The sequence below is a fragment of the Pseudomonas sp. genome (genome assembly GCF_030698175.1).
Classification (GTDB): domain Bacteria; phylum Pseudomonadota; class Gammaproteobacteria; order Pseudomonadales; family Pseudomonadaceae; genus Aquipseudomonas.
Genome location: NZ_JAUYNT010000003.1, coordinates 44449 through 63633 on the forward strand (window position 1 = coordinate 44449; position 19185 = coordinate 63633).

Annotated in this window: 18 protein-coding genes; 13 read left to right on the forward strand and 5 right to left on the reverse strand. The window is 60.7% G+C overall.

Annotated features, from left to right (window positions below; genetic code table 11):
* The first annotated feature begins 47 nt into the window (after positions 1–47).
* From Q8R10_RS01285 to Q8R10_RS01305, 5 genes are read left to right on the forward strand one after another with little or no spacing between them, the layout of a single operon-like run.
* On the forward strand, positions 48–719 hold the full coding sequence (locus Q8R10_RS01285; protein WP_305650291.1) for an ATP/GTP-binding protein: 672 nt from the start codon (positions 48–50) through the stop codon (positions 717–719).
* Positions 712–834 carry a hypothetical protein gene (locus tag Q8R10_RS01290; protein ID WP_305650293.1) on the forward strand — a complete coding sequence of 41 codons (123 nt, stop codon included), beginning with the start codon at positions 712–714 and terminating at the stop codon, positions 832–834. The genes Q8R10_RS01285 and Q8R10_RS01290 overlap by 8 nt, the downstream gene beginning before the upstream one ends.
* Positions 827–1966: a sensor histidine kinase gene (locus Q8R10_RS01295; protein ID WP_305650295.1), complete on the forward strand. Its 1140-nt coding sequence runs from the start codon at positions 827–829 to the stop codon at positions 1964–1966. The genes Q8R10_RS01290 and Q8R10_RS01295 overlap by 8 nt, the downstream gene beginning before the upstream one ends.
* On the forward strand, positions 1963–2139 hold the full coding sequence (locus tag Q8R10_RS01300) for a hypothetical protein (RefSeq protein WP_305650297.1): 177 nt from the start codon (positions 1963–1965) through the stop codon (positions 2137–2139). The genes Q8R10_RS01295 and Q8R10_RS01300 overlap by 4 nt, the downstream gene beginning before the upstream one ends.
* Positions 2136–4367 carry an ATPase, T2SS/T4P/T4SS family gene (locus tag Q8R10_RS01305; RefSeq protein ID WP_305650299.1) on the forward strand — a complete coding sequence of 744 codons (2232 nt, stop codon included), beginning with the start codon at positions 2136–2138 and terminating at the stop codon, positions 4365–4367. Before Q8R10_RS01300 ends, Q8R10_RS01305 begins: the two co-directional genes overlap by 4 nt.
* 39 nt (positions 4368–4406) lie before the next feature.
* Here the strand turns inward: Q8R10_RS01305 and Q8R10_RS01310 are convergent, their stop codons facing one another.
* A complete protein-coding gene (locus Q8R10_RS01310) occupies positions 4407–7874 on the reverse strand; it encodes an indolepyruvate ferredoxin oxidoreductase family protein (protein WP_305650301.1) in 3468 nt (1155 codons plus the stop codon).
* A 195-nt stretch (positions 7875–8069) separates the two neighbouring features.
* On the opposite strand from Q8R10_RS01310, the gene Q8R10_RS01315 reads away from it, so the two are divergent.
* The gene (locus tag Q8R10_RS01315) at positions 8070–8537 is read left to right on the forward strand and encodes an Lrp/AsnC family transcriptional regulator (RefSeq protein ID WP_305650302.1); all 468 of its coding nucleotides are present in this window, start codon (positions 8070–8072) and stop codon (positions 8535–8537) included.
* Here Q8R10_RS01315 and Q8R10_RS01320 read toward each other — a convergent pair.
* Positions 8534–9244, reverse strand: coding sequence for a TetR family transcriptional regulator (locus Q8R10_RS01320; RefSeq protein WP_305650303.1), 711 nt, complete (start codon positions 9242–9244; stop codon positions 8534–8536). The two genes, Q8R10_RS01315 and Q8R10_RS01320, sit on opposite strands and share 4 nt — an antisense overlap.
* Before the next feature lie 110 nt (positions 9245–9354).
* On the opposite strand from Q8R10_RS01320, the gene Q8R10_RS01325 reads away from it, so the two are divergent.
* On the forward strand, positions 9355–10923 hold the full coding sequence (locus Q8R10_RS01325; RefSeq protein WP_305650305.1) for an NAD(P)/FAD-dependent oxidoreductase: 1569 nt from the start codon (positions 9355–9357) through the stop codon (positions 10921–10923).
* Positions 10920–11807 (forward strand): SDR family oxidoreductase, encoded by an 888-nt coding sequence (locus tag Q8R10_RS01330; protein WP_305650307.1) that lies wholly within the window; start codon positions 10920–10922, stop codon positions 11805–11807. The genes Q8R10_RS01325 and Q8R10_RS01330 overlap by 4 nt, the downstream gene beginning before the upstream one ends.
* A gap of 106 nt (positions 11808–11913) precedes the next feature.
* Here the strand turns inward: Q8R10_RS01330 and Q8R10_RS01335 are convergent, their stop codons facing one another.
* From Q8R10_RS01335 to Q8R10_RS01345, 3 genes are all read right to left on the reverse strand, one after another.
* Entirely contained in the window at positions 11914–12423 is a 510-nt protein-coding gene (locus Q8R10_RS01335) for a universal stress protein (protein ID WP_305650309.1), read from the reverse strand.
* A gap of 2 nt (positions 12424–12425) precedes the next feature.
* Positions 12426–13397, reverse strand: a complete 972-nt coding sequence (locus Q8R10_RS01340) for a TerC family protein (RefSeq protein ID WP_305650311.1) — start codon at positions 13395–13397, stop codon at positions 12426–12428.
* Positions 13398–13470: 73 nt separating this feature from the next.
* On the reverse strand, positions 13471–14130 hold the full coding sequence (locus Q8R10_RS01345; protein ID WP_305650313.1) for a carbonic anhydrase: 660 nt from the start codon (positions 14128–14130) through the stop codon (positions 13471–13473).
* 289 nt (positions 14131–14419) lie between these two features.
* On the opposite strand from Q8R10_RS01345, the gene nhaR reads away from it, so the two are divergent.
* The 5 genes from nhaR to Q8R10_RS01370 all read left to right on the forward strand — a co-directional run bounded on the left by nhaR (position 14420) and on the right by Q8R10_RS01370 (position 18986).
* Positions 14420–15328, forward strand: coding sequence for a transcriptional activator NhaR (gene nhaR, locus Q8R10_RS01350; RefSeq protein ID WP_305650315.1), 909 nt, complete (start codon positions 14420–14422; stop codon positions 15326–15328).
* Positions 15329–15613: 285 nt separating this feature from the next.
* Entirely contained in the window at positions 15614–16522 is a 909-nt protein-coding gene (locus tag Q8R10_RS01355) for a glutamate/aspartate ABC transporter substrate-binding protein (RefSeq protein WP_305650318.1), read from the forward strand.
* A 321-nt stretch (positions 16523–16843) separates the two neighbouring features.
* Positions 16844–17590, forward strand: a complete 747-nt coding sequence (locus Q8R10_RS01360; protein ID WP_305650320.1) for an amino acid ABC transporter permease — start codon at positions 16844–16846, stop codon at positions 17588–17590.
* Positions 17587–18255 (forward strand): amino acid ABC transporter permease, encoded by a 669-nt coding sequence (locus tag Q8R10_RS01365; protein WP_305650456.1) that lies wholly within the window; start codon positions 17587–17589, stop codon positions 18253–18255. The genes Q8R10_RS01360 and Q8R10_RS01365 overlap by 4 nt, the downstream gene beginning before the upstream one ends.
* Entirely contained in the window at positions 18252–18986 is a 735-nt protein-coding gene (locus Q8R10_RS01370) for an amino acid ABC transporter ATP-binding protein (RefSeq protein ID WP_305650322.1), read from the forward strand. The genes Q8R10_RS01365 and Q8R10_RS01370 overlap by 4 nt, the downstream gene beginning before the upstream one ends.
* Positions 18987–19185: the final 199 nt, after the last annotated feature.

Below are 19185 nucleotides of genomic sequence, written 5' to 3' on the forward strand. Positions count from 1 at the left end.
AACCGCTTAACTCGGGGCTAAACGAAAAATTGACCAATGAGGCAGGCATGGCCGATTACAGCCCAAACGAACGCAAGCTGACCCTCAAGGTGGTCTATTACGGCCCCGCACTCAGTGGCAAAACCAGCAACCTGATGCAGTTGCACACCCAGCTCAATCCGCAACGCAAGGGTGAACTTATGGTGTTGGAAACCCGCGATGATCGAACCCTGTTCTTTGACCTGCTGCCCATCGGCCTGCGCAGCCAAAGCGGCCTGGATCTGCGCCTGAAGCTCTACACCGTACCCGGTCAGGTGCAGCACGACAGCACCCGCAAGGCCGTGCTGTCGCGGGTCGACGGGGTGATTTTCGTCGCCGATTCGCAATTGAGCCAGCAGGATAATAACGCCAGCGCCTTCGGCAACCTGGCCGAAAATCTGCAAAAACTCGGTCTGGATATCGAACAGCTGCCCTTGGTGGTGCAATTCAACAAACGCGACCTGCCGGATGTGATCGACGAAGCCACCCTGCGAGCACGCTGGGCCAATACCCCTTGGGCGCCTTTGACCCTGGCCAGTGCGCTGCATGGCCAGGGGGTAGTGGAAAGCTTTCAACAACTGTTGCGCCGCCTCTACCCGGTGGTCGATCAAGAGTTCGCCTTAGCCAGTGAACATGCCATCAGCGCCCAGGCCTTCGTCCGCCAATTGAGTGCGGCCCAGGAGACGACGCCCCATGCGTAGCGTCCAGGCTGTCCCCAAGGTCATTGATCTGCTGCCGAGCGAGCAGCAGGTCAGAGTGTTGCAGCTGCTGAGCGCTCTCGGCGACGGCGCCGTGCGTAGCGTGCGACATGCGTAACTTCGAGGATGACCCCAAGCTCGTTGACCTGCTGCCCGGTGAGCAGCAGGTCAGGCTGTTGCAGCTGCTGAGCGCCCTGGGCGGCGGCGCCATCGAGCTGACTGAAAGCCCCAGCGACGGCAGCGAGCCCCTCGAGTTCAATCTGGAAACCCTCGGTTGGCTGCGCAGCGAGCTGCCGGCGGCGCAACGCCAGGCGGCGGTGCGGCTGTACGAACTGATCCTGCGCTACGTCGGCAAATACCGTTTGGCGGCCAGCTTGCACCTGGACACCACCGAGGCCAGCTTCGCCGAGCTGCAACGTCAACACGCGGCCTTACAGGCCTCGGAGGAGCGCTACCGGATACTCTCCGAGCAGTTGCAACAACGGGTCAATGCTCAGGTCGGGGTGATCGAAAAGACCCAGCGCCAGCTTTACGAGGGCGCTCACCTGCGCGCGGTCGGCCAGTTGGCGGCGGGCATCGCCCATGAATTCAACAACCCCATCGGCTTTATCACCAGCAACCTGCGGGTCGCCGCCGACTATGTCGACGAGCTCGCCACCAAGCTGGTCGGGGATACAGCCAGCGCACCGTTGCTGACGGACTTTCGCACGCTGCTCAAGGAATCCGCCAGCGGCACCCAGCGCATCGCCCGCATAGTCGTCGACCTCAAGACCTTCGCCAATATCAACCAGGCCGAGTTCGCCCCCTGCGACCTCAATGCCCTACTCAGCACCAGCTGCCACCTGCTGGAGACCGAGGGCCGCCAGGGTTTGCAGCTGCGCTTACGTCTGGGTGAACTGCCGAAACTGGCGGGTTACCCGGCGAAACTATCCCAGGCCTTCTACAACGTGCTGGATAACGCGGCCAAGGCCTTGCCTGCCAGCGGCGGCATGGTCGGGGTGAAAAGCCGGGTGCGCAATGGCGCGGTGGAAGTCTGCATCACCGACAACGGCTGCGGCATCGCCAAAGAGGCGCTGGGGCAGGTTTTCGAGCCGTTTTTCACCACCCGCGAGGTCGGCGCCGGCACTGGTCTGGGTCTGTGCGTGACGCGCGATATTCTTGCCGCCCATCAGGGCCAGATTCTGCTCAAGAGCAAGCTAGGCACTGGCACCCAAGTGACCCTGCGCTTCGTCAGGGAAGAACAGCCATGAGCAGCAACTACGCCTCGCTGTTCGTCGGCGGCACTGCCCAAGATGAACCCACCGCCAGCGCGCCGACAGCCCCCTACCGCCGGCTCGTGATGCAGGGCCAGATTCTGCTCAAGAGCAAGCTAGACACTGGCACCCAGGTGATCCTGCGCTTCGCCAGGGAAAATCCAACATGAGCAACTACGCCTCGCTGTTCGTCGGCGGCACTGCGCCGGATGAACCCACCGCCAGCACGCCGACAGCCCCCTACCGGCTGCTCCTGGTGGATGATGAACCGGGCATTCTGGCGGCCCTGCGGCGAGTGTTCCAGCGCGAGAACTATGAGCTGCTGTTTGCCCATAACGCCCACGAGGCGCTGCAGCTGCTGGAAGCCAAACCGGTCGAGCTGATCATCAGCGACTTCCAGATGCCCGGCATGAACGGCAGTGAACTGCTGCGCCAGGTGCGCGAACGCTGGCCAGATACCATCCGCATCATGCTTACCGGCCAGGCCAGCACCGAGGCGGTGATGGGCTCGGTGAAGGACGGCGCGGTCTACCGTTTCATCCTCAAACCGTGGAACGACGACGATCTGCGCCTGACCATCGCCCTGGCTCTGGAGCAGTACGAGCTGATGCGGCGCAACCGCGCGCTGGAGCAGGAAAACCGCACGCAGCATCGCGATATCGCCACCCTGGCCAAGCTCGGGGTGACCAACCGCAGTCAACTGGCCATCCTCCTGCATAAAAAAGGCCTGCTCAACGCCCAGCAGATCCAGCAGTTGCACAAGGAAATGCAAATCCACAAGACCCCGGTGCTGCGCCAACTGCTGCAGCACGAGTGGATCGAGCCGGAGCGTATCTACCAGCTGCTGCGCCAGGACCTGATGTTCGAAGAAATCGACCTGCGCGAATTCCAGCTCGACCCCAGCCTGCTGGCCTTGATTCCCCAAGCCCTGTGTATCCGACAGCTGGTGCTGCCACTGCGGGTGATGGGCAAACGCCTGCGCCTGGCCATGGCCGACCCGATGGACATGGGTCTGATCGAGGAGCTGGGCTTCATGTCCGGCCTGAGCATCCATCCGCTGCTCTGCGCGGCCGGGCAGATGCAGGCCAAGCTGGTGGAGCTGTTCGGCGAACCTGGCAACCAATTGGAAGACCTGACCACAGTAGTGGGCAGCAGCGACCCCTACGAAGGCATCGAAATAGTCCTCGAGGACGAAGACAACGAGAGCCTGGAGCAATTACTCGGCAGCTCGGAAGACCCGCCAGCCATCCGCCTGGTCAATGCCATCATCCTTGAGGCCCTGCGCCTGCGCGCCAGCGATATTCATATCCATCCGCGCACCAAGCAGGTGGTGGTGCGCTACCGCATCGACGGCGTGCTGCAGGACAAAATCCAGATTCCCAGCAGCCTGCTGATGGCGCTGGTATCGCGAATCAAGGTGATGGCCGAGCTGGACATCACCGAGCGCCGTCGCCCCCAGGACGGGCGGATCACGGTGAAGACACCGATGCGCATCGTCGACCTGCGCATCTCCACCCTGCCCACCATCAATGGCGAGAAAATCGTCATGCGCGTGCTGGAGCGCCAATCGGCAGCACAGTCCCTGGAGGACATGGGCTTCTCCCCCAACAATCTCAAGCGCCTGCTGCATGTGGTCAGCAAGCCCCAGGGCATCATCCTCGCCACCGGCCCCACCGGCAGCGGCAAGACCACCACCCTCTACGCGTTACTGCAGCACGAGGCCAGCTCGGAGAAGAACTACGTCACCATCGAAGACCCGGTGGAAATCCAAGTCGACCTGGCCGGCCAGGTACCGGTACGCGAGCGCATCGGCCTGAGCTTCGCCAGCATCCTGCGCGCCATCCTGCGCCAGGACCCGGACGTGATCCTGCTCGGCGAGATCCGCGATGAGGAGACCGCCGATGTGGCCTTCCATGCCGCCCTCACCGGCCATATGGTGTTCTCCACCCTGCACACCAGTTCCGCCACCGCCACCATCGCCCGCCTGCTGGACCTCGGCCTCAAGCCCTATGTGCTGGCCTCGGCCCTGGAGGCCATCATCGCCCAGCGCCTGGTGCGGCGGATTTGTCTGAACTGCCGCGAGCCAGCCGCGCCTAGCAGCGAACTGCTGGCGCGCCTGGGTCCGGATTTTCTCGAGCCCGGCTTGCAGTTCTTCCACGGCCGCGGCTGTGAGCAGTGCCACCAGGGTTTCAAGGGGCGGGTGGCGATCCATGAGGTATTGACCATGAATAACGCCCTGCGCGATGCCATCACCCAGGGCGTCAGTGCCACCCAACTGCAGGCCCTGGCCACGGCGCAAGGCATGACCAGCCTGCTGGATGATGCCCGCGACAAATTGCAGCAAGGCATGACCAGTGTCGAAGAAGTCCTGCGTTTACTCGGCCCGCAAGACCTATAAGACGCCAAGATTCATCGCCGGCGGACACAAGCTGCGCCATCAGGCCGCCGGTTCGAACAGCTGCACGCTGGCAATCTCGCTAACCAACAAGCGCGCCTGCAGTTGCCGGCCCTGCTCACGGGCCTTGACCACGCTCTGCTCCTTCACATGACCGTAGCCACGGATCTGCTGCGGCAACTCGGCGATGGCCAGCGCGGTGCGGTAGTTAGTGGCGTTCAGCTGGGTGAGCAGCGCGGCGATGCTCTGCTCGTAGTCGTCGATCAGCTCCAGTTCAAGCTTGCGCTCGGCGCTATGGCCGAACGGGTCGAGGGCGCTGCCACGCAGGAACTTGAGTTTGGCCAGCAGGCCGAAGGCCTTGAACATCCAAGGCCCGAACTGGCGTTTACGCGGCTCGCCATTGGTGCCTGACAGGTTGCTCAGCCAGGACGGCGCCAGGTGAAACTGCAGGCGGTAATCGCCTTCAAACTGCTCGGCCAACTGCTGAATAAAAGCGCCATCGGTATACAGCCGCGCCACCTCGTATTCGTCCTTGTAGGCCAGCAGTTTGAAGTAGTTGCGTGCCACTGCGCCGCTCAGCGCCTGCTCGCTGTCCGTGTCGGCCTGTTGCACCCGCGCCACCAACTGGCGATAGCGCTCGGCGTAGGCGGCGTTCTGGTAAGCGGTGAGGAAATCGAGCCGAAACTGCACTATCTCCGCCAAGGTTTCGCAGCGCGGGGCGGCCGCCACGGTCGGGGCGGCCAGTCTCTCCACGGCGGCAGCATCGTAGGCGGCGCGGCGGCCCCAGAGAAATGCCTGCTGATTAAGTTGTATGCCGATGCCATTGAGCTCGATGGCCTTATCGATAGCCATCGCCGACACCGGCACCAAGCCCTTCTGATAGGCAAAGCCGAGCATAAACAGGTTGGTGGCGATGCTGTCGCCGAGCAACCGAGTGGCCAACCGCGAGGCATCGACGAAGTGGGTCTTGCTGGCGCCCACCGCCTCGATCAGCGCCTCGCGCATGGCCGCCCCCGGCACTTGGGCATCGGGGTTACGGGTGAACTCGGCGGTAGCCGCCTCATGGCTGTTGATCACTGCATGGGCGATTTTGTCGTTGAGCTTGGCCAAGGCTTCTTCACTGGCCGCCACCACCAGATCGCAGCCCAACAGTAAGTCGGTTTCACCGGCGGCGATGCGCACGGCGAAGATCTCATCCTGCTTGGCGGCGATGCGGATATGGGTGATCACCGGGCCGAATTTCTGCGCCAAACCGGCCTGATCGAGCACGCTGCAGCCCTTGCCTTCCAGGTGCGCGGCCATGCCCAATAAGGCGCCAACGGTGGTCACGCCGCTGCCGCCGACACCCGGCAAGAGGATATTCCACGGCCGCGCTAGGCTCGGTTGCTGCGGTTCCGGCAAGGCGATAAACAAACTGCTGGCCGAAACCCCTTGGGGTTTGCGCAACCGGCCGCCGTGCACGGTGACGAAGCTTGGGCAAAAGCCATCGACGCAGCTGAAATCCTTGTTGCAGGAGTTCTGGTCGATTTCGCGCTTGCGCCCCAGCTCGGTTTCCAACGGTAGCACCGACAGGCAGTTGGACTTGACGCCGCAGTCGCCACAGCCCTCGCACACCGCCGCATTGATAAAGGCCCGCTTCTGCGGATCAACCAGCTTGCCGCGCTTGCGCCGGCGGCGCTTCTCGGTGGCGCAGGTCTGATCAAAAATGAGCACCGAGCAACCTTGGAACTCGCGCAGTTCGCGCTGCACCGCGTCCAGATCGTTGCGGTGATGGAAAGTCACTATGGTGGCAAAGCCGGCGCGGCTCGGGTACTTGTCCGGCTCATCGCTGACCAGCGCAATGCGTTTGACCCCTTCGGCGAACAGCTGCTGGCTGAGTTGATCGACCCGCAGTTCGCCGTCGATCGGCTGGCCACCGGTCATGGCCACCGCATCGTTGTAGAGGATTTTGTAGGTGATATTCACCCCCGCCGCCACGGCCGCACGCACGGCCAGGTGGCCGGAGTGAAAGTAGGTACCGTCGCCCAGATTCTGAAAAATGTGCGGGGTGTCGGTGAACGGCGCCTGGCCGATCCAGGTCGCACCTTCGCCGCCCATCTGGGTGAAGGTGTCGGTGTTGCGATCCATCCATTGGGTCATGTAGTGGCAACCGATGCCGCCTTGGGCGCGGCTGCCTTCCGGCAGTTTGGTCGAGGTATTGTGCGGGCAGCCGGAGCAGAAATGCGGGGTGCGCACTGTGCTGTGCTTGGGCGCCGCCAGGGCTTGCTCTTTGGCGGCGAGAAAGGCCAGCCGCGCCTCGATCTGCTCGCTGCTGTAGATCGGCGCCAGGCGCTTGGCTATGACTCGGGCGATCATCGCCGGGGTCAACTCGCTGAGGTTGGGCAGCAGGGAAACACCCTGCTCGTCGAACTCACCAACCACCCGTGGGCGTTTGCCCACCGGCCAGTTGTAGAGCTGACCGGTGAGTTGGTCCTCGATGATGCTGCGTTTTTCTTCCACCACCAGGATTTCGTCCAGGCCTTCGGCGAACTCATGCACCGACACCGGCTCCAGCGGCCAGCTCATGCCGATTTTTAGCACCCGCAGGCCCACCTGGGCGCACAGTTGCTCGTCCAGGCCGAGGTCGTCCAGGGCTTGGCGCACATCCAGATAAGACTTGCCGGTGGTGATAATGCCCAGCCGTGGGTTGGGCGAGTCGAGCATCAAGGGGTTGAGGTTGTTGGCGCGGGCGAAGGCCCGTGCGGCATAAATTTTGTAGATATTCAGCCGTTCTTCCTGCACCAGCGGCGGGTCTGGCCAGCGAATATGCACACCGCCCGCCGGCAGTTGGAAATCATCCGGGAGCTTGATTTTCACCCGCAGCGGATCGACTTCCACCACCGCCGAGGAGTCGACATTTTCGGCGATGGTTTTCAGCGCCACCCAGCAACCGCTGTAGCGCGACAGCTCCCAGCCGAGGATGCCGTAGTCGAGCAACTCTTGGATATTGGCCGGATTGAGCACCGGAATCGAGGCGGCAATAAAGGCGTGTTCACTCTGATTGGCGATGCTCGACGACTTGCAGCCATGGTCGTCACCGGCCAGCAGCAGCACGCCGCCATGGGGCGCGACGCCTGCCGAATTGCCATGCTTGAACACATCGCCGCAGCGGTCGACGCCCGGACCTTTGCCGTACCAAAGGGCGAAGACGCCGTCGTAACGGGCGCCGGGAAACAGGTGAGTCTGCTGGCTGCCCCACACGGCGGTGGCGGCTAACTCTTCGTTGACGCCGGGCTGAAAGTGAATGGCGCTGGCCTGCAAAAACTCTTTGGCCTCCCACAGACTCTTGTCCAGATTGCCCAGAGGGGAGCCGCGATAGCCGGAAATAAACCCGGCGGTATTTAACCCCTGAGCGCAGTCGCGTTGCTGTTGCAGCATCGGCAAACGGGTCAGGGCTTGGGTACCGGTCAGGTACAGATGGCCAGTGGCAAGGCGGTATTTATCATCGAGGCGAATCTCGGCCAGAGACATGCGGGCGCTCCTATTGTTTTTTTGGCGACCTACTTTGCTGGTAACTCTAGATGCCAGCACTCCCACCGCAAATAACTAGCGCGGCGACTGGTTAAAATATGACTGGCCGGTACTGGTTTTTTCTTTCTAAATTCGGGTTTAAACCGTAATACTGCGCATGATTGATCTAATAAAAACAAATAATTTGGAGTGTCTATGCAAGGGCCGCTAAACCCCATCGACCGCAAGATTTTGCGCCTGCTGCAGCACAACGCCGACCTGTCCGCCGCGCAGATTGCCGAGAAGGTTGAATTGTCCCAATCGCCCTGCTGGCGGCGGATCCATCGCATGCAAGAAGAAGGCTTGATTGAACGCACCGTCGCGCTGCTCAATCCCAAGCTGCTGGGGTTGACCATGACGGTGTTCGTCAACATCAAACTCTCTGCCCACGGGCGCAGTAACCTGCAAGAGTTCGAGCGCGCCATAGTCGGCTACCCCGAGGTGCTGGAGTGCTACGCCATGGCCGGCAGCTCGGATTTTTTGCTCAAGGTGGTGTGCAAAGACATCGGCAGTTACGAGCGTTTCCTGCGCGACCAACTGTTGCAGCGGCCCCACGTGCTGGAGGCCCACTCCAATATCGCCATGAGCGAGGTCAAGCGCACCACCGAACTGCCGTTGGATTAACCGGCCGGCAACTGCAATTGCCCCAGACTCTGCAGCACCGCGGCGCCGGCGAACAACATAAGGATTTTCTCCTCGGCCAGAGCGCGGATGCTCGTTTGCCTCGCAGGCTGAGCTAAATAATCGAGCACTTGGCCGAACAGGTTGTGACTGACCATATAAGAGATCTGCCGCACCTGCGTCGCGTCAAGGTTGGCCGGCAGCAGCTTGAAGTTGCCGATGTCCTCGGTCATATCCTCGGCAAACTCATCCATCACGCTGATCAAGGCCTGGCGCAAACGTGGCGAGGCGCCGTGCAACTCGCGCACGCCAATAAGGAATGCCGTGGGATGCTGGTCGACGAAATCAAAAAACAATTGCACCGTCTCATGGGTCACCCGGCGGCCGCGCTGCATGTCGATGCCAAACAACATCGGTTGTTTCTCTAGATCGCAACAGGCCGCCCGCGCCGCCGCCTCACGCCGTAGCTCGCGCAAGGGCTGACGCAACTGAGTGGAAATATCCTCAATCAGCGCCATGCCCAGATCATCGACATCGCGAAAATGCCGGTAGAAGGTATTCGGGTTCAGCCCCGCCTCGCGCGCCAGTTCGCGCAAGCCGATGCTGCTCAGGCTGCGGCTGGTGGAACTCAGGCGCAGCGCCGCCGCCATCAACTGACGTTTGCCCGGTGCCTCGCGCGACGTTTGCTCATCAGCTGTTTGCACGTCCATATCCCTACCTAAAGTTGGCTTGTAGTGCCGGGGCTTGCCGGCAAGTATACACTCGTCTACATTGGTAGACACTTGTATACACCAACCATAACAACAATAGGAGTCTGGTCATGAACGCGCCCGTATCCCCCCTCACTACCCGGCATTGCAAAATTGCCATCATCGGCACCGGCTTCTCCGGGCTGGGCATGGCCATTCGCCTGAAACAACAGGGCGAAAACGATTTTCTGCTGTTTGAAAAAGAGCCTGGGGTCGGCGGTACTTGGCGGGTGAACAACTATCCAGGCTGCGCCTGCGATGTGCAGTCGCACCTGTATTCCTTCTCGTTCGAACCCAACCCCAACTGGACGCGGATGTTCGCCCCGCAACCAGAAATCAAAGGCTACCTCGAAGGCTGCTGGAGCAAGTATCGGCTGCAGGATAAAACCTTACTCAATAGCGAAATCAACAGCCTGCGCAGGGATGAAGCCCGCGAGTTGTGGCTGATTGAAACTGCCAATGGCCAGCACTACAGCGCGCAATTTGTGGTCTCCGGGATGGGCGCCCTCTCCACCGCCGCCATTCCGACCATGCCCGGCATCGAGAGTTTCCAAGGGCCGATGTTTCACTCCCAGCAGTGGAACCACGACTACGACCTCAAAGGTAAACGCGTAGCGGTGATCGGCACTGGCGCTTCGGCGATTCAGTTTGTGCCGCAGATCCAGCCCCAGGTGGCGCAACTCGATCTGTATCAGCGCACCGCGCCGTGGATCATGCCCAAACCCGACCGGCAGATCAGCGCCCAGGAACAGCAGCGCTTCCAGCGTTTTCCCTTGGTCCAAAAGCTCTGGCGCGGGTTGATTTACGGCGTATTGGAGAGCCGGGTAATAGGTTTTGCCTGGGCACCGAAAATCATGAAGCTGGCCGAGTTGCTGAGCAAAGGCCATATCAAAAAATCCATCCAAGACCCGGTGCTGCGCGCCACTGTGACGCCGCACTACCGCATGGGTTGCAAGCGGGTGCTGATCTCCAACGACTACTACCCGGCGCTGGCGCAGGCCAATGTGAAGGTCATCAGCGATGGCATTCGCGAGATTCGCGCCAACAGCATAGTGACCAGCGATGGCCAGGAGCGCGTGGTCGACGCGATCATCTTCGGCACCGGCTTCACCGCCAGTGATCCGTTGCCGCGCAACGTGTTGTTTGGCCGTGACGGCATTGACCTGCTCGACAGCTGGCCCGAAGGCCCGCAAGCCTATAAAGGCACCATGACCGCCGGGTTCCCTAATCTGTTCTTCCTGATGGGGCCCAACACCGGTCTTGGGCATAACTCGATGATCTATATGATCGAGTCGCAGATTCACTACATCCTTGGCGCCCTCAGCCTGCTCAAAGAGCGCAATCTGGACAGCCTGGAACCCAAGCGCGAGGTGCAGGAAGCTTTTAACCGCAAACTGCAAAGTGGCCTGGCCGATACGGTGTGGAACGCCGGCGGCTGCACCAGCTGGTACCTGCACCCGGTGAGTGGCCGCAACAACCTGTTATGGCCGGATTTCACCTGGCGCTATCGGATGCTGACGCGTAACTTCGATCCGGCCGCCTATCATTTCAGCCGGATCAACCCTAACCATCCGGCGCAAAAATTTGCCTTCCAGCCCACCAGCCAATCCGCCAGCCAACCTGCCGAGGTCAGTCTATGAAGTCGTTCGAAAACAAAGTTGCCGCCATCACCGGCGCAGGTTCCGGCATCGGCCGGGCGTTGGCCTTGGGGTTAGCGCGTCAGGGTTGCCACTTGGCACTCTCGGATGTGAATAGCGCAGGCCTGAAAGAAACCGCCGAGCTGGCCCGCGCCCTTGGGGTCAAAGCCTCGGCAAGCCAAGTCAACGTCGCCGACCGCGCGGCGGTGCAGGCCTGGGCCGAACAGGTGATGGCCGAATATGGCCGTGTCAATGCGATTTTCAATAACGCCGGCGTGGCCCAGGGCGGCACCGTGGAAGGCAATGATTACGCCGACTACGAGTGGGTGATGAGTATCAACTTCTGGGGCGTGGTGAATGGCACCAAGGCGTTTTTGCCGCACCTCAAAGCCAGCGGCGAAGGCCATATAGTCAACACCTCAAGCATCTTCGGGCTGTTTGCCCAGCCAGGCATGAGCGCCTACAACGCCAGCAAGTTTGCCGTGCGCGGTTTTACCGAATCGCTGCGCCAAGAGCTGGACATGGCCGCCTGCGGCGTCTCCGCCAGCTGCGTGCATCCGGGCGGAATCAAGACCAATATCGCCCTGACCGCCCGTATGAACGACAGCTTGAGCCAGGTCACCGGCCAAGGGGTCGATGAGGGTCGGCAACAGTTTAACGACCAGTTGCTGCGCACCACCCCAGAACAAGCGGCCAAGGTGATTATCAATGGCGTCCTGGCCAATAAACGGCGGATATTGATCGGTGGCGACGCCGTGGCCCTGGACGCCATGCAGCGCCTGCTGCCGGCGCTCTACCAGCGCTTAGTGGTCGGTTCGATGCGCCTGGCCGCGCGCTTTGCGCCCAAAGCCAAGCAGCCGCTCAGCCCTAAGGAGACCGCTGAGTGAGCGGCACCCAGCACCGCGGCAGATAAGGATAAGGGCGGTTCTATAAGCTGGCGCCCCCAGCAGCCTGTCTTAGCGAGGTCCTAACAGGACACTGCTTTGCTGCCGTTTAGCGCACCACCAGAACGGGCGCTTTGCTCAGGTGTAGCACCTGGTAGGCGACCGAACCGAGCAGTAAGGCCTCGGTCGCACCCAGCCCATTACTGCCGATAACGATGACGCCGCCCAGGCGGCTGGCCAGCGCCACTATGCACTCGGCGGCGTCCCCCATGAGCACATGCAAACGCCAAGGGCTGCCGCTGGCATCGAGCAGCCCACGCGCGGCGGCCGTTGCCGCCCAACCCCGGCGTAGCAGTTCGCTTTGCGCCGCTTCCTTGCCAAGCCAGGGTTGCACATTGAGCAGATGGATCACGCCGCTTTTTATCAGGCCAGCCAAGCGCGCAGCTTCTGCAGTGGCGCGAAGCGAATGCGCGGAACCATCGATGGCCACCAGCCAGGCATTGTCCGCCGCCGCCGGCAAGGGCTGGGGGCAATCGACGACTACGCCGATCAGGCGACCGTCACTGTCGCGTTCAGTTAGCGTCGGTTCTGGCAGCGCCGGTTCTGCTGTCTGCTTCATCATTACTCTCCCGTAACCGGTGTTTTGCTCTTGCTCAATCTCAGGCTCAGCAGCACCGCAATCAAGATGATGCTGCCGACGGTGGCCAGCGACCATTGGATCGGCATGTGCCACCAGGGCGCGACCAGCATCTTGGTGCCGATAAACACCAACACTATGGCCAGACCGTATTTGAGCAGATGAAAGCGGTCGGCCATGTCAGCGAGCAGAAAATACAGTGCGCGCAGGCCCATGATGGCGAAGATATTGGAAGTGAACACGATAAAGGGGTCGGTGGTGACGGCGAAGATGGCCGGGATGCTGTCGACCGCAAACACCAGGTCGCTGGTCTCGATCAGTACCAGCACCAGGAACATCGGCGTCGCCCAGCGCAGGCCGTTCTGCATCACGAAGAAGCGCTCACCGTGAAAGCCGTCGGTGATGCGCAGGTGGCCGCGCAACCAGCGCAGCAAGGGATTTTTTTCCAGGTCGGGCTGCTGGTCGGCGAAGATCAGCATCTTGATGCCGGTAATGACCAGGAAGGCGCCGAACACATAGAGCAACCAGGCGAATTCCTGCACCAGCCAGACGCCGGCGAGAATCATGCCGGCGCGCATAACAATGGCACCGAGTACGCCATACAGCAGGACGCGGCGTTGCAACTCTGGCGGCACGGCGAAGTAGCCGAAGATCATCACGAACACGAACATATTGTCGATCGACAGCGACTGTTCAATCAGGTAGCCGGTGAGAAATTCCAGCGTCTTGCGTTGGGCCACTGCGGCGCCGAACGTGCCGTGCAGATACCACCAGAGCAGAGCGGCGAAGAGCAGCGCCAGGCTGGTCCAGACGATGACCCAGGCCAGCGCCTCGCGCACCGACACGCGATGCGCGCGGCGTCCGCCGAAGACGAACAGATCCAGCGCCAGCATGGCGAGGACGAAGCCGATAAAGGCAGCCCACATCCAGGGCTCACCGACGCTCATGGCCGTCATTTCATTATCCAAGGTCCGCCGCCGCTGATGACGGACACTCCATTGATCAATGCTTGACCGATAATCATGGCGCTTACTCCGTTACCCCTGACTGAGCGGCGCTGTTTTCAGTAATGGGCTCGAAGCTGTTGCGCGCCGGGTTGTAGTGCAACAACGAACCCTGGGCCATGTCGAAATACCAGCCATGCAGATGCATAGTGCCGGCCGCGACGCGCTGGGCGATCCAAGGATAGCTCAGCAGATTCTCCAACGAGACCAGGATAGCCGCCTGTTCGCAAGCTCGGGACTGCAAGGCGAGCGGTTTGCTTGGTAGTTCGGCGAGTACCCGCTGGCGCGCTGGCGTGGCGATACTCATCCACTTGCCGATGAACTCACCACCCGCTGCGCAGTTGCTCATCAACGCGTGGATGCCTCCGCACTGGGCATGACCGAGGACGATGACGTGCTCGACCGCAAGCGCCAGCACGGCGAATTCCAGCGCCGCCGGCACGCTGGCGAAACTACCGCCCGGCTCATAGGGCGGCACCAGATTGGCCACATTACGCACCACAAACAGGTCGCCCGGTTCCGCTCCCATCAGCAGGGCCGGATCCACGCGTGAATCGGCGCAGGCGACAATGAGCACCTTGGGACGTTGCCCCTGCCGCAGCTGCTCGAACAGCTCCTGCTCTGCGCTGAAGTACTTTTCCTGGAAGTGCCGAAAACCGGCGATGAATTGGGCGATGTCTTTCATGCTGTGGGGTCCAATGTGCGCTTCAGAATTCGATTAATGCTCAGTAGGCCCTAGGGTCTGTTGCCGTTTCATTCGCGGCCGCGATGAAACGGCAACAGACCCTAATGCAATAGCACCCTCGCTCAGTTCGAAACCACGGCATTGGATGGTCATCTGCATGACTGTCACTGCCTCCGTATAAGGCCGCAAAAGGGGCTGGAAGCGTTCATGCTAACGGGCATCTTGCATCAAGAAAAATCGTTTATTCTTTGCGAATTGTTCGTTATTAACGAAGTATTACGAGGCTAAGATGCTCAACTACCGGCAATTGCATTACTTCTGGTCCGTGGCCAAGGTAGGCGGCATGGCGCGCGCCGCCGAACAGTTGCACCTGACGCCGCAGACCCTCTCCGGGCAGATTGCCCAGCTGGAACAAACCCTGGGAGTGAGCCTATTCCGGCGCGCCGGACGGCGACTGGAGCTGACCGAGACTGGGCGCCTGGCCTTGTCCTATGCGGACGAGATCTTTCAGGTGGGTAGCGAACTCGAGGAAACCCTGCGCAACCGCCAAGAAGAGCGCCCATTTCTGTTCCGGGTGGGCATCGCCGACATGGTGCCTAAATCCATCGCCTACCGGCTGCTGGCACCGGCCCTGGCCCTGCCGGAACCGGTGCATATGGTGTGCCGGGAGGACAAATTGGAACGCTTGCTGGCGGAACTGGCCATCCACCGCCTGGACATGGTGCTGGCCGACAGCCCCTTACCGCCGGGCATGGATGTGAAGGGCTACAGTCACCGCTTGGGGGAATGCGGGCTGACGTTTTTCGCAGCGCCCGCCCTTGCCGGCAAACTCAAAGGCGGATTCCCGCAACTGCTCCATGGCGCGCCCTTGCTGATTCCCAGCGACAGCGGTGCCGTGCGCGCGCCGCTGTTGCGTTGGTTGCGTGAGCAAGACATCCACCCGCGCCTGGTCGGCGAGTTCGACGATGGCGCGCTAATGAAAGCCTTCGGCCAGGCGGGAGCGGGCGTGTTTCCGGCACCGACGGCCATCGCCGCCGAGGTGGCGGCGCAGTATGGCGTGGTGCCACTGGGCCACACCGACGCCGTGACCGAGGGTTTCTTCCTGATTACGGTAGAACGCAAGATCAGCCACCCGGCGGCGCTGGCGGTGAGCGAGGCCGCCCGCCTGGGGCTGTTCAGCACAGCAGGCGACGCCTGAGAACAGAGCCTGCGCCCGGCGTGCCCGGCACAATGCATTCTGGCCAATTCGTTCGGATAACCGAACGGAAGCCACGAGAATAGTCGGCAGCCCGGACAGCGCATCACTCAGCCGCCCCAATAAATTTATTTTTATCGTTTAAAAACAACCAGTTATAGAGTTATCACTCAACCAAAAAAACTGGCATAGATTCTGCTCTTAGCTATGGACGTAATACGCTCGACGGCTGAACAGCTTCAGCCGCGGGTGGAATTGCGTCATAACAACAAGCCGAGGAAAAGACTCATGCGTATCGTTCCCCATTTGTTAGGTGCAGCCATCGCCGCGGCCCTGCTGTCGACATCGATCCAAGCCGCCGAACTGACCGGCACTCTGAAGAAAATCAAAGAATCTGGCAGCATCAGCCTCGGCCATCGCGACGCCTCCATTCCCTTCTCGTACTTGGGCAACGATCCTGGTCAACCTGTTGGCTACTCCCACGACCTGCAAATGAAAGTGGTCGAGGCGCTCAAACAGCAACTTGGTCTACCCGAACTGAAAGTGCGCTACACCCTGGTCACCTCGCAAACGCGGATTCCGCTGGTGCAAAACGGCACTGTCGATCTTGAATGCGGCTCCACCACCAACAACGTTGAACGCCAACAGCAGGTGGATTTCTCGGTGGGGATTTTTGAAGTGGGCACCCGCCTGCTGACCAAGAAGACCTCGGGCATCAAGGATTTCGCCGACCTGAAAGGCAAGAACGTGGTGACCACCGCCGGCACCACCTCCGAGCGGCTGATCAAGTCGATGAACGCCGACAAGCAAATGGGCATGAACATCATCTCAGCCAAGGACCATGGCGAGTCGTTTTTGATGCTCGAATCCAGCCGCGCCGTGGCTTTTATGATGGACGACGCCCTGCTCTATGGCGAAATGGCCAAGGCCAAGAAGCCGGATGATTGGGTCGTGGTTGGCCAACCGCAATCCTTCGAGATTTACGGCTGCTCGGTGCGCAAGGGCGATCCTGAGTTCAAGCAAGTGGTCGACAACGCCATCAGCGCCACCTTCAAGTCTGGCGAGATCAACGACATCTACAGCAAGTGGTTCTTGAAACCCGTGCCGCCGAAGAACCTCAACTTGAATTTCCCTATGAGCGCTGAGCTGAAAAAGCTGATCGCCAACCCCACCGACAAAGCTGCAGAACAGCTTTAACGGTGATGCATCAGCGCGTCCATAAGACGCGCTGATGCAGGGAACCCCGAGCGCCGGCAACTGCGACGCTCAACCACTGAATGGATCAGGACCAGCCGCTACCCGCGGTTGCGAGCCCCCGTGCTCGCCGGTCCTGACGCCAGCTTTCGGCCACAACCTTAGATCGAGAGTCTCTTCAGAATCGTCGCGAGCGAAGGGCAGGCAAGGCGAAAAAGGCTGAGAAAGCGGAGTTTACGGGCTGTAAATGAGCATTTCGAAGCCATTTTCAACACCGCATGACCGAGCGCAGCAGATTATGAACAGACTCATAGGGAAACCCGTATGAATTACAACTGGGACTGGAGCGTGTTCTTCAAGTCCACCGGCGTTGGCAAAGAAATCTACCTGGACTGGTTCGTCACCGGTCTGGGCTGGACCATTGCCATTGCCTTGGTGGCTTGGGTCATCGCCCTGTTGCTCGGCACCCTGCTGGGTGTGCTGCGTACCGTGCCAAACCGCTGGGTGTCTGGCATTGCCAGCGCCTATGTGGAAGTGTTCCGCAATGTGCCACTGCTGGTGCAGCTGTTTCTCTGGTACTTCCTGGTCCCGGATCTGCTGCCTGAGCCGTTGGAACTCTGGTTTAAGCAAGACCTCAATCCGGCCACGTCGGCGTACCTCTCCGTGGTGGTGTGCCTGGGTCTGTTCACCGCCGCACGGGTGTGCGAACAGGTACGTACCGGCATTCAGGCACTGTCCAAGGGCCAGACTGCCGCTGCCTATGCCATGGGTTTCAAGCTGCCGCAGGTCTACGCCTATGTGCTGCTGCCGCAGGCTTTTCGCATCATCATTCCACCGCTCACCTCAGAGTTTTTGAACATCTTCAAGAACTCCTCGGTGGCCTCCTTGATCGGTTTGATGGAGCTGCTGGCGCAAACCAAACAGGCCGCCGAGTACTCCGCCAACCTGTTCGAAGCCTTCACCTTGGCCACGCTGATCTACTTCACCCTGAACATGAGCCTGATGTTGCTGATGCGCATCATCGAGAAGAAAGTCGCGGTACCTGGGCTGATCACCGTGGGAGCTAAATAATGGATTTCACAGCCATAGTTCCAGCCCTGCCAGGCCTCTGGCAAGGCCTGCAGATGACCCTCAAACTGATGGTTTTGGGGGTGATCGGCGGCATGGTCCTCGGCACGCTGCTGGCGTTGATGCGACTGTCATCGAGCAAGCTGCTGTCCAACCTGGCCGGGGTTTACGTTAATTACTTCCGCTCGATTCCGCTGCTGCTGGTGATCACTTGGTTCTACTTTGCGGTGCCTTTTATCCTGCGGGCGATCACCGGCGAGGATACCCCCATCGGGGCGTTCAGCTCCTGCCTGGTGGCCTTCGTGATGTTCGAGGCGGCGTACTTTTGCGAAATCGTGCGCGCCGGCATCCAGGCCGTGCCCAAGGGCCAGATGAGCGCCGCCCAAGCGCTGGGCATGAACTACGCACAGATGATGCGGTTGATCATCCTGCCCCAGGCCTTTCGTAAGATGACCCCGCTGTTGCTGCAGCAAAGCATCATTCTGTTCCAGGACACCTCGCTGGTTTACACCGTCGGCCTGATGGACTTTCTCAACGCGGCGCGTTCGCGTGGCGACATCATCGGCCAACCCCATGAATTCCTGATCTTTGCCGGTCTGGTGTATTTCGTCATCAGCTTCTCAGCCTCCCAGCTGGTGAAGCTTCTGCACAAAAGGTTAGCCGTATGATTTCCATCAAGAACGTCAGTAAGTGGTACGCCGACTTCCAGGTGTTGACCGACTGCAGCACCGAGGTCAAAAAAGGTGAAGTGATAGTGGTCTGCGGCCCCTCCGGCTCAGGCAAGTCGACCCTGATCAAGTGCGTCAACGCCCTGGAACCCTTTCAGAGCGGCGACGTAGTGGTCGACGGCACCTCCATCGCCGACCCCAAGACCAACCTGCCCAAGTTGCGTTCACGGGTCGGCATGGTGTTCCAGCATTTCGAGCTGTTCCCGCACCTGACGGTCACTGAGAACCTTTGCATTGCGCAGATCAAGGTGCTCGGCCGCAGCAAGGACGAGGCCAATGAGAAAGCCCTGCAACTGCTCGACCGCGTCGGTCTGTTGGCCCATGCCCACAAGCATCCGGGGCAACTCTCCGGCGGCCAACAGCAACGCGTAGCCATCGCTCGCGCCCTGGCCATGGACCCGGTGGTGATGCTGTTTGACGAGCCGACCTCGGCGCTCGACCCGGAGATGGTCAACGAGGTGCTCGACGTCATGGTGCAGCTGGCCCAAGAGGGCATGACCATGATGTGCGTGACCCACGAAATGGGCTTTGCGCGCAAGGTCGCCCACCGGGTGATCTTTATGGACCAGGGCCAAATAGTCGAAGACTGCCCCAAGGAAGCGTTCTTCGGCGACGCCTCGGCCCGCTCCGAACGTGCCCAACAGTTTCTCGCCAATATCCTGCCGCACTGACACCCGAGGCCGTTTAACCAGACAGTGTGAAAACGTAGCGAGCGAAGGTTAGGCAAGGCAAAAACAGGCGAGGACGCGGAGTTTACGAGTTGTAAATGAGCAGTACTCGCTGCGCTCGCCCTCCGGGCCGCACTGAAGTGCGTTCAGCGGGCAAGCGCGCTGTCCGAGCCTGTTTTTAACGCGGCATAACCGAGCGCAG